This is a genomic window from Enterococcus sp. DIV0436a (assembly GCF_051711605.1).
Classification (GTDB): Bacteria; Bacillota; Bacilli; order Lactobacillales; family Enterococcaceae; genus Enterococcus_B; species Enterococcus_B faecium.
This window is the reverse complement of sequence record NZ_JBIONA010000001.1, coordinates 2,459,437-2,474,706: the sequence shown is the minus strand read 5'-3', so window position 1 is coordinate 2,474,706 and position 15,270 is coordinate 2,459,437. Positions and strand designations below refer to the sequence as shown.

15 protein-coding genes and 1 other RNA gene are annotated in these 15,270 nt (G+C 40.1%); 8 read left to right on the top strand and 8 right to left on the bottom strand.

Going from position 1 to position 15,270, the window contains the following annotated elements:
* Nucleotides 1-230 precede the first annotated feature (230 nt).
* The 7 genes from abc-f to IGL15_RS12170 form a co-directional block, all read right to left on the bottom strand.
* On the bottom strand, nucleotides 231-1,814 hold the full coding sequence (gene abc-f / locus IGL15_RS12200) for a ribosomal protection-like ABC-F family protein (protein WP_104765604.1): 1,584 nt from the start codon (nucleotides 1,812-1,814) through the stop codon (nucleotides 231-233).
* Between the two features lie 104 nt (nucleotides 1,815-1,918).
* Nucleotides 1,919-2,047: a hypothetical protein gene (locus IGL15_RS12195; protein WP_002293651.1), complete on the bottom strand. Its 129-nt coding sequence runs from the start codon at nucleotides 2,045-2,047 to the stop codon at nucleotides 1,919-1,921.
* A 342-nt stretch (nucleotides 2,048-2,389) separates the two neighbouring features.
* Nucleotides 2,390-2,533, bottom strand: coding sequence for a portal protein (locus IGL15_RS12190; protein WP_002293650.1), 144 nt, complete (start codon nucleotides 2,531-2,533; stop codon nucleotides 2,390-2,392).
* Nucleotides 2,534-2,756: 223 nt separating this feature from the next.
* Nucleotides 2,757-3,236: a universal stress protein gene (locus IGL15_RS12185; protein WP_002293649.1), complete on the bottom strand. Its 480-nt coding sequence runs from the start codon at nucleotides 3,234-3,236 to the stop codon at nucleotides 2,757-2,759.
* Between the two features lie 72 nt (nucleotides 3,237-3,308).
* Complete coding sequence (locus IGL15_RS12180; RefSeq protein WP_002293648.1) at nucleotides 3,309-3,593, bottom strand: hypothetical protein; 285 nt, start codon at nucleotides 3,591-3,593, stop codon at nucleotides 3,309-3,311.
* A gap of 77 nt (nucleotides 3,594-3,670) precedes the next feature.
* Nucleotides 3,671-3,865: non-coding RNA, 6S RNA (ssrS, locus tag IGL15_RS12175), on the bottom strand.
* A gap of 71 nt (nucleotides 3,866-3,936) precedes the next feature.
* Nucleotides 3,937-5,223: a replication-associated recombination protein A gene (locus tag IGL15_RS12170; RefSeq protein WP_104765603.1), complete on the bottom strand. Its 1,287-nt coding sequence runs from the start codon at nucleotides 5,221-5,223 to the stop codon at nucleotides 3,937-3,939.
* 137 nt (nucleotides 5,224-5,360) lie between these two features.
* On the opposite strand from IGL15_RS12170, the gene IGL15_RS12165 reads away from it, so the two are divergent.
* The 7 genes from IGL15_RS12165 to IGL15_RS12135 all read left to right on the top strand — a co-directional run bounded on the left by IGL15_RS12165 (nucleotide 5,361) and on the right by IGL15_RS12135 (nucleotide 12,543).
* The gene (locus IGL15_RS12165; RefSeq protein WP_002297596.1) at nucleotides 5,361-6,032 is read left to right on the top strand and encodes a DNA-3-methyladenine glycosylase; all 672 of its coding nucleotides are present in this window, start codon (nucleotides 5,361-5,363) and stop codon (nucleotides 6,030-6,032) included.
* Nucleotides 5,998-6,486, top strand: coding sequence for a DUF3013 family protein (locus tag IGL15_RS12160; RefSeq protein WP_002289091.1), 489 nt, complete (start codon nucleotides 5,998-6,000; stop codon nucleotides 6,484-6,486). Before IGL15_RS12165 ends, IGL15_RS12160 begins: the two co-directional genes overlap by 35 nt.
* Nucleotides 6,487-6,498: 12 nt before the next feature.
* Complete coding sequence (gene prmA / locus IGL15_RS12155) at nucleotides 6,499-7,446, top strand: 50S ribosomal protein L11 methyltransferase (RefSeq protein WP_002301283.1); 948 nt, start codon at nucleotides 6,499-6,501, stop codon at nucleotides 7,444-7,446.
* Nucleotides 7,447-8,211, top strand: a complete 765-nt coding sequence (locus tag IGL15_RS12150) for a 16S rRNA (uracil(1498)-N(3))-methyltransferase (protein WP_002289095.1) — start codon at nucleotides 7,447-7,449, stop codon at nucleotides 8,209-8,211.
* A gap of 232 nt (nucleotides 8,212-8,443) precedes the next feature.
* Entirely contained in the window at nucleotides 8,444-10,657 is a 2,214-nt protein-coding gene (locus tag IGL15_RS12145) for a RelA/SpoT family protein (RefSeq protein WP_002289096.1), read from the top strand.
* 10 nt (nucleotides 10,658-10,667) lie between these two features.
* Nucleotides 10,668-11,114, top strand: coding sequence for a D-aminoacyl-tRNA deacylase (gene dtd / locus IGL15_RS12140; RefSeq protein ID WP_002289097.1), 447 nt, complete (start codon nucleotides 10,668-10,670; stop codon nucleotides 11,112-11,114).
* 169 nt (nucleotides 11,115-11,283) lie between these two features.
* A complete protein-coding gene (locus IGL15_RS12135; protein WP_002301280.1) occupies nucleotides 11,284-12,543 on the top strand; it encodes a cytochrome P450 in 1,260 nt (419 codons plus the stop codon).
* Between the two features lie 88 nt (nucleotides 12,544-12,631).
* Here the strand turns inward: IGL15_RS12135 and IGL15_RS12130 are convergent, their stop codons facing one another.
* Nucleotides 12,632-13,579 (bottom strand): aldo/keto reductase, encoded by a 948-nt coding sequence (locus IGL15_RS12130; protein WP_002289101.1) that lies wholly within the window; start codon nucleotides 13,577-13,579, stop codon nucleotides 12,632-12,634.
* A 393-nt stretch (nucleotides 13,580-13,972) separates the two neighbouring features.
* Between IGL15_RS12130 and hisS the strand changes: the two genes are divergently transcribed.
* On the top strand, nucleotides 13,973-15,265 hold the full coding sequence (gene hisS / locus IGL15_RS12125) for a histidine--tRNA ligase (protein ID WP_002289103.1): 1,293 nt from the start codon (nucleotides 13,973-13,975) through the stop codon (nucleotides 15,263-15,265).
* Nucleotides 15,266-15,270 lie beyond the last annotated feature (5 nt).

Sequence of the window (15,270 nt, the reverse complement as noted above, 5' to 3'; positions counted from 1 at the left end):
TATTTTATTTTCATTCATCTTTATAAGGGACATTACATATGTAAAAAGAAAAAACATTTTTAGATCAGCCTCGTGGGCTGTCGACTTTATTCTTCGCTTTATGTTTAGCTAGAAAACCGATCCGAAACATTCATTGATCGAATAATAAAAACTTGATTTTCCACCTGTACTTTGCCTGAATCGTGAAAGCACAGGTATGAAAATCAAGTTTTTTGTTGCGAAAAAACGTCCTAGTCAATCAGTTGGCCGAGCGGCTGGCGGCTGATCTGCTCCTGATCAATAACGAGTGCTTCTTGGAAGTGTTGCTGCAAAAAGTAGCGGTCATGGCTGACTGCTAGGAGCGTTCCTTGATAGTCTTGCAGCATTTCTTCAATTTCTTCTCGAGCATAGCTGTCGAGGTGATTGGTTGGTTCATCCAAAATCAGGACGTTGATTTTTTCTAAAAAGAGTTTCAGCAACGCCAAACGGATTTTTTCACCACCGGATAAATCTTTGATCCGTTTACCCACATCGCTTTGATAAAAGCCACTTTTGGCTAATTGCCGTCGAGCGACTTCTTCGTTTCCAGTCAATGTGATGGCGTAAGCCAGCAAACGGCTATCGGGATCGGCAAACTGCAGCTGCTGCGGCAAATAACCGATTTGCAAGCTACTACCTAATTTGATGGTGCCACCGTAAGGCTTTTCCTCACCGAGTAATAATTTGAGTAAGGTTGATTTTCCTGCACCATTGTCGCCGATGATGGCTAAATGATCTCCACGATAGACTGCAAAACTGCTGTCTTTGAATAGTACTTGATCAGCGTACTGCTGGTGCAAGTTTTGAATGATGAAAACTTCTTTGCCAGATTTTCCACCATTAGACAAGCTTTGCAGCCGATTTTTCGGGGGAGCTGGCGGTTTGACGAGTGTCAGTTTCGCCAGGCGGCGTTCCAGTTCTTTGGCTTTTTTGAAGAAGGACTCATTGTCTCCTTCATGTGCCCACTGACGAAAACGACGAATCATGACTTTCAACCGCTGGACTTCTTTTTGCTGCAGTTCGTAATTTTTTGTCAGCTCAGCCAAGCGAGCTTCTTTCAAGACTCGAAAACGGCTGTAGTTTCCGGGATACTCAATCAATGCACCTTCTTCCAGTTCCCATGTTTTTGTGGTGACTTGATCGAGAAATTGCCGATCATGAGAAACGACCAGAACCGATTTTTTTGTATTCTGTAAATAGTTTTCCAACCAGCGAATACTGTTAAGATCTAAATGATTGGTCGGTTCATCGAGTAAAAGTAAATCGGCATCGGCTGCTAAAATTTTGGCTAAAGCGACTTTAACTCGTTCGCCTCCGCTAAGTTCTGTTAACCGTGCTTCCTGACGGTGTGGAATCCCTAAGCCTTGCAAGTTCGCTGCAATCCGGTCTTCTAATACGTAACCGCCTAGTTCTTCAAAGCGATGCTGCAGCTCACCGTAACGGGTCAGACACTTCTCTAAGTTTGTATCTGGTTCTGTCATCAATGCTTCGTAGCGACTCATTTGCTGTTTGAGGTCCTGTATCTCAGCGGCAGAATAGAGCAAGTAGTGGTTGACGGTTGCTTCGGAAACTGTAAGTTCTTGTTCGACCGTCCCGATCTTTAAGCCTTTTTTGCGACTGATAACACCGCTGTCGACACCTTCTCTGCCGGTCAAGATTTGTAAAAAGGTTGATTTGCCAGTTCCGTTGATACCGACTAAGGCAATTTTTTCACCAGCTTCAATTTGACAGGATAAATCCTCAAATAATGGATTCCCGCCGATTGTTTTTTTAATAGAAATTGCTTGTATGATCATGATCTCTCTCCTTGAGACCACTCAAAAAGGCCATGGTTATCCATGGCCTGTGTTATTTAAACTCAGATTATCATGAGAAAAATACCTTGAGATGGCCATTGATTTTACGTGAATTCAACTGTTTTGGACAAACTTGTCCCGTCAACAGCAACTGTAAAACCAATTGCATGGCTAAATGCGATATGGTATCGTTGGTAATTTTCATTACTTGTTATTTTAGTCATGCGCATCATAGTATTTTCCCTCCTTCGTGTAGTTGTCTTTTCCAGTGTACCTGAAAGTGTCAGAAAGTTCAACTAGCGCTGACATTTACTTAATATTTATCGATGTGTAATTCTGTCAGAGAGCTTTTTTTATCTGACTGAGGGTAATGTCTCGTGGACCACATCATTGTATTCTGAGCTAAACCAGCGTTCAGGCGAAATCATATGGTGTTTGATAAAAAACTTTGTCTACATGACTTCCTTTTGCCATTTGCTTAATACCGTTGCATTAAACAGCTCTTCTCTTTGGAAATCACCAACATCGCGTTTAGGAGTATCGTTGTGGTTGCAATGGCAAGCGGTAGCCTTTCATCAATTCTTGAATGATTTACCGAATGTAGCACTTGCCTTCTCGCGGTACCCGAACCCGAAATAAAATTTTAGTTTGGCGATAAAATCGGTATCCGCCATCGATACTTCATATTTTTTCGTATCAGATTCATCGGAAACTTCCACATTGACGAACCAATAAGCTTTGGCATGCTTAGGTCGTTTTAAACCACACCAGGGCGACTAATCGCCCGCCGGTGTTCACTTTTTTTATTTTACTTGAACTCATTGACTGTTTTCCCTTTATTTTAAACATTATAAAGACCGATGAGTGCTTGCCGCGTCTTTTGTTTTTATCACGGTTTTTTGTGCAAAAAAACCTGCCGATAGTTGGCAGGTCGTCTACGTGTTAAGCTTTGGTGTGGTCTTTAGCTGGCAATTGGTTTTCTAAATCAGTTCGGACAACAAGCACATCGCAAGCTGCGTTTCTAATAACATATTCAGAAACAGAACCAATAAATAAACGTTCTACAGCATTCAATCCTGTGGCTCCTAACATAATCAAATCTACTTGATTATCTTCTGGGATTTCTCTGGCAATAATTTGTTTTGGTGAGCCATATTCTACGACAGAGGTTACATTATTCAAGCCAGCTTTCTTCGCATTGCTTTCATAATCTGCCAATGTTTGCTTTGCCATTTCAGTAGCTTGTTCTGCAAGCATTCCATCAAAGGATGAAACGGTTTGGAAAGAACGTGTGTCAATGACATGTGCTAATAGAAGTTCTCCGTTATTTCGGATAGCTACATTGACCGCCTTTTTAAAAGCTAATTCAGCTTCATCAGAACCATCTACGGCAACCATGATTTTTTTGTATTGTTGTAACATATGCATTCACTCCTCAAGTCAATCGTATTGTACTCTTTTATTGTAGAACACTTTAGGGAAAAAGAGAATTATTTACTGCTTTGGTTCAGCAATTTTTTTTGCAAATCGGATACTGAAGGTGGCAGAAACAATAATTACGATCAGTAAAAAGACCAAGGCAATAAAGCGTTGATTGAAAAAAGCTGTTAAAATACCCATTACGCCTAAAACAGCATATGCAGCTCCGTAAAATTGTAGGAATCCTTGATTTTTATCATTTTTGTTGATCAATACAAAAAAGATATCCTGTTTATTAAATAAATAATAGCTAACGAATAATAATACTAAAGTGGCGATAATCATTAAAATCCTAATCATGAACAAATCCTCCAAAATAAGCAACAAATAGAAAAAGCAATTTGCCAAGAGCAAATTGCTTTATTCTTTAAAAGATGGTAATCTCCGTTAATGCCGTTGTTTGTCCTGTAGTATTGATCCCGCGAATTCAAGCAGGTGGGTCCCATGGTCGTAGCTTCGAACTACCAAATGATAAGGCATGTTACCAGCAGTGACACAAGACGGGTCCCAAGATATCAATAAAAATGTTCGGTCAACACACAAAGAGGACAATTCGAACATCACAGATTTCCCACCTCTATAGTAGCATATGAATTTAAAAAGAGCAATGAGAGAGCTCGCAGAAACAGAACCGTTTTCTTGTCTAGTTTTTTGGAGGATGCTTTTTCCACTCTTTTATACGGTAATACTGTTGACCCAGAGCCTGTTCATATTTCCCTGTATCTTTTGGCTGATAATACTGAGCATTCTTCAGTTTATCTGGTAAATATTGCTGATTGACCCAAGCCTGATCAAAATGATGAGGATACTGATAACCCACGCCACGGTTGAGAGATTTCGCACCTTTGTAATGGCTATCTCTCAAATGATCAGGAACATCTCCAGCTTTGCCCTCTCGAATATCAGCAAGTGCTGCATCTAATGCCATGTAGGCAGAATTGGATTTTGGCGACAAGCAAAGATCGACGACGACGTCTGCTAGTGGGATACGTGCCTCAGGCAATCCCAATTTTTCAGCAGCTAATACAGCGTTCACTGTACGAGCCGCAGCAGCAGGATTACCTAAACCTATATCTTCATAACCGATAACCATCAGACGCCGGCAAATACTTGCCAGATCACCTGCCTCAACTAAACGGGCGAGATAATGAAGTGCAGCATCCACATCACTTCCACGAATCGATTTTTGAAAAGCCGAAATAACGTCATAATGAGCATCTCCATTTTTGTCATGGGTAAGGGCTTTTCTTTGGACACATTCTTCAATGATCGACAGTGTAAGATGAATCCTTCCTTCTTTATCTGAAGGAGTCGATAGTGTAGCCAGTTCCAGCCCATTCAATGCACTCCGCAAATCGCCGTTCGTTGCACGCGAAAGGTGAAGAAGAGCATCTTTGTCTAACTGGATTGCTTGTTGTCCAAGGCCGCGTTCTTTATCCCTTAAAGCATGTTCGACTGCCAACTGGATGTCTTGCTCTGTTAATGGTTTGACTTCAAAAATCTGTGTACGGCTGCGGATCGCTGGATTGATGGTAATATAAGGATTCTCAGTAGTCGCTCCGACCAAGATGATTCGGCCACTTTCTAAATGAGGAAGCAGAAAATCCTGTTTTGTTTTATCTAATCGGTGTACTTCATCCAATAAGAGGATCACTGTACCACTCATTTTTGCTTCTTCCGCTACAACTTGTAGATCCTTTTTTGAATCTGTAGCGGCGTTTAGCATGCGAAATGCATAATTAGTAGAGCCGGCGATCGCACTTGCGATACTCGTTTTTCCAGTACCAGGAGGTCCATATAGAATCATGGAAGAGAGCATGCGAGCATCGACCATGCGGCGTATGATTTTTCCTTCCCCGACTAGATGCTGCTGACCAACGACTTCATCGATCGTTCGAGGTCTCATGCGATAAGCCAATGGCTGTTGCATAGGATTTTCCTCCTTCTTGTTTTTACGTCCCTTAATTATATCATATTTAGCAAGATGCCTAGAAAGAACAGCCTTCTGTTGTTTTGTTTTCATAGCTTATCCAACTAATATTGTGTATGATAAAGTAGGTGAGAAAAATGACGGATAAACAAAAGATAGATGAATTTTTTTGGAATAAAACGACGCCAGAAGTGGCACGGGATTTATTGGGGATGTATTTGGAGCATGACACACCAGAAGGAAGATTAGCTGGATATATTGTAGACGCGGAAGCATACCTAGGTCCAGAAGACGAGGCCGCCCATAGCTATGGTTTAAGAAGAACACCGCGTGTGCGGGCAATGTATGAAAAACCAGGTACGATCTACCTTTACACGATGCATACTCATCGGATTTTGAACATCATTACTCAGCCAGAAGGGATTCCTCAAGGAGTAATGATACGTGCAATCGAACCCGCCGCAATGATTGATCAAATGAGTAAAAATCGTGGCGGAAAAACTGGTCCAGATATCAGCAACGGTCCGGGAAAATTAGTGGAAGCATTAGCAATTCCTCAAGAACTTTACGGTCAGTCTATAGCAGATAGTTCGTTACGCTTAGTTTTTGAGAAAAAAAAGACACCAAAAAAGATCAATGCTTTGCCTAGAATCGGTATCCCAAACAAAGGTGTATGGACAGAAAAGCCGTTGCGTTTTGTTGTGTCGGGAAATCCTTATATCTCTTTACAAAGAAAAAACCAAATCGAGAAAGATTGGGGTTGGAGGAAAGAAAATGAAAAAGAAGGATCTATTAACATACTTAGATGAAATAATTGAAAAACAAGTGACAGACTATGATGTAGCTTTAGATTGGGATACAAAAAATCATACGATCGAGATCGTTGTTCGCTTGTTTGCAGAAAATAAAGCACAATTTGAGATTGATGATGCAGAAGGGATCGTTTCGCAAGAACCAATTATCGAATTTGAAGACGGCGTACTTCTTTTTAATCCTCAGAAATCTGTTTTTGATGAACGCAATTATCTAGCAGTAATCCCTTATGAAGGAAAAAAAGGGTTGGCAAAATCAGTAGCTGATTCTTTAGTGGAATATCTAAATGAAGTATTAGCTCAAGGGCAAAGCGATTTGCTTGATTTTTTGGATGAAGACGATGACGAAGCTGTATTCGAGCTTCACTGGGATAATCAGCAACTAGCAGAATTAGTAGAAGTAAAACAGCAAAATGAAGCAGATACTTATTTACCGTACCCAAGTTATTAAGGAGTGACAGATATGAAATGGAATGAAGTAAAAGTAGAAACTGAAAGTGAAGCAGTCGAAGCAGTTGCTAATATTTTGATGGAGGCAGGGGCGAGTGGTGTCGCGATTGAAGATTCTTTAGATGTTGAACATTTTCAGTCGGATCAATATGGTGAGATTTTAGATAAAAATGATTTTACATCGCTGAAAGAAGGCGCACTAGTCATGGCTTATTTTCCGGAAACGACTTTCTTACCGGAAATCTTGCCTTTTATCAAAGATCGTATCACACAATTACCTGAGTTTGGTCTAGCTATTGGAAAAAATAAAGTAACAGTTAGTGAAGTAGAGGAAAGCAACTGGGCAACAGCCTGGAAGAAATACTATCATCCGGTGCGTATTACGCGAATGCTGACGGTTGCGCCAAGCTGGGAAAACTACCAGACAGAAGATCCTCTAGAAAAAATTATCACACTAGATCCTGGTATGGCATTTGGCACAGGCACTCATCCCACGACTTCCTTGACATTGACAGCACTAGAAACAGTCTTGCGTGGTGGTGAAACATTGCTAGATGTGGGAACTGGGTCGGGCGTGCTAAGTATTGCAGCAAAATATCTTGGTGCAAAAGATGTCTATGCCTTTGATTTAGACGAAGTAGCCGTTCGTTCGGCGAAAGAAAATATGGATATGAATGAAATAGCCAAAGATGTCCATGTATCAGCTAACGATCTTTTGACAGGAATCGAGATTGAAAGTGATGTAATCGTTGCGAACATTTTAGCAGATATCATCTTATTGATGATCCCAGATGCTTGGCGTTTACTGAAGCAAACAGGCACGTTGATCGTTTCAGGAATCATTGAAGAGAAGAAGCAAATAGTTCTGGATGCCATGTTAGAACAAGGGTTTATCGTGGATCAAATTTTCCAGCAAAAAGACTGGTATGCAATTATTTTGAAAAAACCAGAGGTGGAATAGATGCAGCGGTATTTTTTAAAAGAATCATATGAATCAAAAGACTATTTTGTTTTAGAAGGGGAAAACTATCACCACATTGTACGGGTTATGAGGATGGAACCCGAGGATGAAGTTTTTTTGGCATTCAATGATCAAATAGCCATTGTTGCAGAAATCACGGAGATTACTGAAGAGGCTGTTTATCTGAAAGAAATTAAAAAAGAAGAAAATCAAAAGGAACTGCCAAGTTCGATTACCATAGCGAGTGGCTATCCTAAAGGGGAAAAGCTGGATTGGATCGTTCAGAAATCCACTGAATTAGGAGCGCAAGCTTTTCTTGGTTTCCCGGCATCAGCCTCTGTCGTTAAATGGGATGCAAAAAAACGTATGAAACGACAACAACGGCTTGAAAAGATTGCTCAAGAGGCAGCGGAACAATCCCATCGGCAGATCGTGCCATCAGTAGAGTTATTGGAAACGAAACAAGATTTATTTGAGCGGCTAGATGATTATGACGTGGTCTTGGTTGCTTATGAGGAATCAGCAAAGCAAGGCGAAAAATCAAATGCAGCCAAAATTCTTAGTGAAACAAAACCAGATAGTCGAATCTTAGCTGTCTTTGGACCAGAAGGTGGATTATCCCGCGATGAAGTCGATTATTTTGTAGAACACAAAGGGATACTTTGTGGATTAGGACCAAGAATCCTTCGTACAGAAACAGCACCTCTTTATTTATTAAGTGCTGCTAGCTATCAATGGGAATTAATGAATCCTTCTTTCAGCTAACGTTCTTCATTAATAAAAGAGTATCGACGGAAAGAATTGAAAAAATAGTCAACAATTTGTATAATAGAAACAATTATTTATACAATGGATACGAAAAATCGTTTGAAAAAGCTTTTAAAAAGCGAACATTTCCGTAAAAAAACGTATAACTGCACGGATTTTGGGACAATTATCAAACAGATATTTGTCCCGATTCCCGTTTTACCGAAAAAAGAAAGGGGGATCGATTCCTGTGACAAAAGAAGAAATTTTAACGGGACCCGGTGTCATAAAGCTCGTTAGTCAATACATGGGTCCCGAACATGTAGCATTTGTTGAGAAAGCATGCGAATACGCGACTGCTGCACATGACGGACAGTTTAGAAAATCAGGCGAACCCTACATTATTCATCCTATCCAAGTCGCAGGTATATTAGCAGATTTAAAAATGGATCCCCATACAGTGGCTACAGGCTTCTTACATGATGTTGTTGAAGATACAGAAATCACTTTAGAAGATCTGAGAGAAGAATTTGGCGATGACGTTGCTATGTTAGTGGACGGCGTAACCAAATTAGGGAAAATAAAATATAAATCCCACGAAGAGCAGCTAGCAGAAAACCACCGAAAGATGCTGCTAGCAATGGCTCAAGATTTACGAGTTATCATGGTCAAATTAGCTGATAGACTACATAACATGCGTACGTTGAAGCACCTGCGAGAAGATAAGCAAAGAAGGATCGCTCAGGAAACTTTAGAAATCTATGCGCCTCTTGCACATCGTCTAGGGATCAGCCGGATCAAATGGGAATTAGAAGATACAGCACTTCGTTATCTAAATCCAAAACAGTATTACCGTATCGTCCACTTGATGCAGACGAAGAGAGAAGAACGTGAAAAATACGTAAGTGGTACTGTTGAAGATATTCGAATAGCAACAGAAGAGCTGGGGATTTTTGCAGAAATCTATGGACGGCCAAAACACATTTATTCAATCTATCGTAAAATGAAAGATCAGAAAAAGCAGTTCAACGAAATTTATGACTTGCTAGCTATTCGAGTGATCGTAGATTCAATCAAGGATTGTTATGCTGTATTAGGAGCAATCCACACAAAATGGAAACCGATGCCCGGCAGATTTAAGGATTATATTGCCATGCCAAAAGCTAATATGTACCAATCTTTGCATACTACCGTGATCGGTCCGGCAGGAAATCCGGTAGAAATTCAAATCCGAACACAGGAAATGCATGAAATCGCTGAATTCGGGGTTGCTGCACACTGGGCCTATAAAGAAGGAAAAAATGAAAAAGTAGAACCAGATGGTATGACGAAACAATTAAGCTGGTTCCATGAGATACTCGAACTTCAAGACGAAAGCTATGATGCTTCTGAATTTATGGAAGGCGTAAAAGGAGATATCTTTAGTGATAAAGTCTACGTCTTCACACCAAAGGGAGACGTTACTGAGTTACCAAAAGGATCCGGACCATTGGACTTTGCATACAGTATCCATACAGATATCGGTAACAAAACCACTGGTGCAAAAGTAAATGGCAAAATGGTGCAGCTTGATTACAAATTGAAAAACGGCGATATCATTGAGATCATGACTTCTCCAAATTCATTTGGCCCAAGTCGCGACTGGTTGAAATTAGTTGCTACTAGCAAAGCAAGAAATAAGATCAAACGTTTCTTCAAAGCCCAAGATCGAGAAGAAAATGTGATCAAAGGCCACGAATCCGTGGTCAAATGTATTACAGATCTAGGATTTACGCCTAAAGATATTTTGACGAAGAACAAACTGCAAGAAGCACTCGATCGTTTTAATTATCAAACAGAAGATGATCTCTATGCAGCTGTAGGGTATGGAGAAGTTAGCCCCTTGACGATGGCCAATCGTCTGACTGAAAAAGAACGTAAAGAACAAAAAATCGAGCAGCAAAAGCAAGAAGCAGAAGAAATCATGAATCAGCCGAAAAAAGAACCTGACAAAATGAAAGTACGTCATGAAGGTGGCGTTGTCATTCAAGGGGTAGAAAACTTACTAATTCGTATTAGTCGCTGCTGTAATCCGATTCCTGGTGATGATATCGTTGGTTATATCACTAAAGGCAGAGGGATATCCATTCATCGTCGAGATTGTCCGAATGTTCAGCCTGACAAACCAAATGTAGCAGAACGTTTGATTGAAGTCGAATGGGAAGATACATCGAATACACGAAAAGAGTATGATGCAGATTTGGAAATTTACGGCTATAATCGTTCAGGCTTATTGAATGATGTACTTCAAACAGTCAATGCGCTAACGAAAAATCTCAACAGCGTTGAAGCACGGACGAATAAAGATAAAATGGCGACGATCCATTTGACGGTTGGTATCCAGAATTTATCCCACCTAAAGAGTATCGTGGATAAAATCAAAGCAGTACCTGATGTCTACAGTGTACGCCGGACGAATGGATAGGAGGACAGATATGAGAGCAGTTGTTCAACGGGTAAGTAAAGCTGCTGTGTCAGTCGATCAGCAAGAAATTGGAAAAATTGGCTACGGCCTACTTGTTTTATTAGGCATTCATGAAACCGATACGCAAAAAGATGTGGACTATCTGGTAAAAAAAATTGCACAAATGCGTATTTTTGAAGATGAACAAGGAAAAATGAATATTAGTGTAGAAGATGTGGGAGGACAAATTTTAAGTATCTCTCAATTCACACTGTTTGCGGATACGAAAAAAGGAAATCGACCAAGCTTTGTGGAAGCCGCACGACCAGAAACAGCTATTCCTTTATACGAATCATTCAATGAAGGAATCAGAAGTCGCGGCATCACAGTCGCTACCGGACAATTCGGAGCAGATATGTCGGTTTCTCTCGTCAATGATGGACCTGTAACGATCATTATTGATTCTAAAAACAAATAAAGTAATCTGGTTTTCACTAGTAAAAACTATGAAACATGTCGCTTAAGTTAGACTGAAAACTCTAACTTAAGTGGCTTTTTTGTCTGCAAAAAGCGCTTCTTTTGTCAGCAGTCGGAAAAAAAGTTAAGCTTAAATTATACAAGTTATTTTTTATAGGAGGTTGCTGAAGATGAAAGAAGTACCAGTAGTAGATATCAAAATCACAGATTTAAAAAAATTGTATCAAAAAGGATACAACATGTTGGAGGAGTTACGCCATGAAGCGGACGCTCCCGTCGTCAAAGCAAAGATTTTCAATAAAGAAGCTATCACGATCTACGGATCATCAGCAGCAAAAGTATTTTATGATCCAAGGAATTTCAAACGAAAAGGTGCTATGCCAAAATTAGTATTGAAGACACTTTTTGGTCAAGGTGGAGTACAGACTTTGGATGGAGCTGCTCATCACCATCGGAAAAATATTTTTATGGATCTAATGACACCAGAAAGAATGGAAGATTATCATCGTATCTTAGATAAGAATCTGACACAAGCACTTGAAGCACAGCATGGTCAATTTGAACTATTTGATTTAAGTAAGATGGTTTTCTTTACATCTATTTGCGAGTGGGCAGGTATCAATTTATCAGCGATTTCTAAAGATGAGGTCGAAAAATTAGCAGAATATCAAATCTCTATGATCAGCGGAACGTTTACTTCTCCGATTGATCACATAAAAGGTGTCGAAAATCGCAAAAAATCAGAAAAATGGGCGCAAGGCTTGATTGAAGAAGCTCGACAAAATCCTGTGGCTGGAAAAGAAAATGTGGCATTATATGCTTTTGCCAATGCCACAGATTTAGATGGTCAGCTTTTACCTCTGGAAGTGGCAGCTGTTGAATTATTGAACATCATCCGTCCAACGGTTGCTCTAACTGTGTGGGCGGCATTGATGGGACATGCACTTTTCAGTAGACCAGATTTGTATCAGCAATTAAAAAATGACTTTTCGACGTTACAAGATCCGTTTATTCAAGAAATGAGACGCTATTATCCTTTCTTCCCAATGCTACCTGCGATTTCGCTGAAAGAAGTAGAAGTAGATGGTTATCGTATACCAGAAGGCAGTTGGGTTATTTTAGATTTATATGGAACAGACCATGATGAACGAACAGTTGAAGCGCCAGATTCCTTTATGATCAAACGGTATGTAGGGAAAGCAAAAGATATTTCCTATAAAGAAGAATATGAGATGATTGCACAAGGCGGGGGAGATTTTCGACAAATGCATCGCTGTGCAGGAGAATGGATCACTCTTCATAGTCTACGTGTGTTTTCCGATCAGCTAGTAAATAAGTTTGAGTTCTCTGTACCTGAACAAGATTGGACGATTCCGTTCAATCAGTTTCCAACTTATCCGAATAGCCGAGCGCTACTTTACAAGAATTAGATTAGCATAAACTTATCGAAAAAAAGGAAGATCAAACAGTGCTGATCTTCCTTTTTTCATATTACTATAAATTGATAAAGTCAATTGATCAAAATCCGCGAAATGCTTCATCAATGGTTTGATAATCTTCATTGGATAAATGCAAATCTAAAGCTTGGACATTGTCAGATACTTGCTCTGGACGCTTAGCTCCAGGTATAACTACAGACACTCGTGGATTCTTCATGTACCAAGCTAAAACAAGTTGCGCAGGAGTGGCTTGGTATCTTTTAGCGATGGGGCGAAGTACATCGACAGCGGTTAAAATTTCTCTGAAACGTTCTCCTTGGAAATCTGGGTTTCTTTTTCGAGGATCTCCTTCACCAAATTGTTTTTCCTCACCAAGTTCATATTTTCCTGTCAGCAAACCGGAAGCAAGAGGAAAATAGGGAACAAAACTGATTTTGTTTTTTTCAAGATAAGGGAATAATTCTTTTTCAGCCTGCCGATGGATCAAACTGTATTTATCTTCTACTACATCGACATATCCATCTGCATTCGCTTCTTTCAATTGTTCTAACGTGAAGTTTGACACACCGACTGCTCGGATTTTTCCTGCTTCTTTTAATTCATGCAATGTAGCAACTGATTCATTTTTTGGTGTGCTTTCGTCCGGAAAGTGGATATAAAAAATGTCGATGTAATCAGTTTGCAGACGTTTTAGTGCATCTTCCACCGATTGTTTGAGAAACTCAGGAGAATTATCAAATGTTCGCCCTTTATTTGGTACATGAGCAGCTTTTGTAGCGATGACGACACGTGAGCGATCATATTCTTTTTCCTTCAGTACCTCGCCAATCAGTTCTTCGGAACGGCCGTTTCCGTAAGCATAAGCGGTATCGATCAAATTGATCCCGCTATTCAAAGCTGTACGAACTACTTGTTTTCCTGTCTCATCTTCCAAACCGTCAAAAAGATTATGTCCTCCAACGGCATTTGCTCCTAATCCAAGCTGTTCTGCGTAGACTTGTGAATGTCCGATTCTTATTTCTGCCATAGCTGATTCCTCCTTTTTGTCTAGTCTAAAACAAAATACCAAAAAGCTGAACTAAAACGTTTTTGTGAGGGGAAATAGTCAGATATCTCTTGACTTTGAGACTGGTTTTTAGTAGGTTATAAGTAATATCGAATGTCAATGAAAGAGCGAGTAAGTTTTTGAAACTTTACAAGAGAGGATCATCGAGGCTGAAAATGATCTAAAGTTTCATTAGCCTAAAGACACTCTGGAGATGGACGAGTGAAAAGCCGTCCCGCGTACGAGCGTTATTCGTAAGAGGAAAGAGAAATCTTTCAAAATTAGGTGGTACCGTGTATGAATTTCATTCACCCTTGTTCATGATGAACAAGGGTGATTTTTTTATTTACATAGCTAAGAAAGGGAGAGAAAACTATGAGTTTCCAAAGACCAAAAGGAACAAATGATATTTTGCCAGGCGAATCAGAAAAATGGCAGTTTGTCGAAGAAACAGCACGTTTATTATTCAGAGATTATCAGTATAATGAAATGCGTACACCGATTTTTGAACACTATGAAGTGATATCCCGAAGTGTAGGGGATACAACGGATATCGTTTCAAAAGAGATGTATGATTTTTATGACAAAGGGGAACGCCATGTGACGCTTCGACCAGAAGGTACAGCACCAATCGTTCGTTCTTTTGTTGAGCATAAATTGTTCGGCCCAGAGTATGCGAAACCGTTCAAAACTTTTTATATGGGACCAATGTTTCGCTACGAACGCCCTCAAAAAGGACGGTTACGTCAATTCCATCAAATCGGAGTAGAAGCATTTGGATCAGAAAACCCTGCAACTGATGTGGAGAGCATGGTGATGGCACTTGATTTCTTCAAACAGTTGGGGATCACGCAAATCCGGCTAGTCATCAATTCATTAGGTGATAAAGAAACGCGTCAAGCCTATCGTCAAGCATTGATCGACTATCTTTTACCTTTTGAATCAGAGCTGAGTGAAGACTCTAAACGCCGCCTTCATGAAAATCCATTACGCGTATTGGACAGTAAAGACAAACGAGATCAAAAATTTGTGGCAGAAGCTCCATCTATCTTAGATTATCTAAGCGAGCCTGCTCAAAAACATTTTGATACCGTTGTTTCCATGCTGGATGCATTGGCTGTTCCTTATGAAATCGACAGTAATATGGTTCGCGGACTAGATTATTACACACATACGATTTTTGAAATCATGAGTGACGCACCAAAAATGGGGGCACAAGCAACGATTTGCGCAGGCGGACGTTATGACAATCTAGTGGAAGAACTAGGTGGTCCTTCAACACCTGGCTTCGGATTTGCAATGGGTATCGAGCGATTACTCTTGACTATGGAGGCAGAGGAAGTAGTTATCCCTGCATTTAATGAGTTGGATGCTTACGTGGTCGCACTCGGAGACGAAACAAATATCGAAGCATTGAAAGTGGTCCAAGCGATTCGAAACTTTGGTTTTTCAGCTGACCGCGACTTCATGAACCGTAAAGCAAAAGCGCAATTTAAGACAGCAGATAAAGCGAATGCCAAATTAGTATTGGTGATCGGTGAAGATGAGCTTGCTAGTCAAACGATTAATGTCAAAGCAATGGCAAGCCGAAAAGAAAAAAGTTTTCCATTAGAAGAGATATATGAACATTTTGATGAAGTCTATGATGAAATGACTTTATTCGAGTAGGAGGA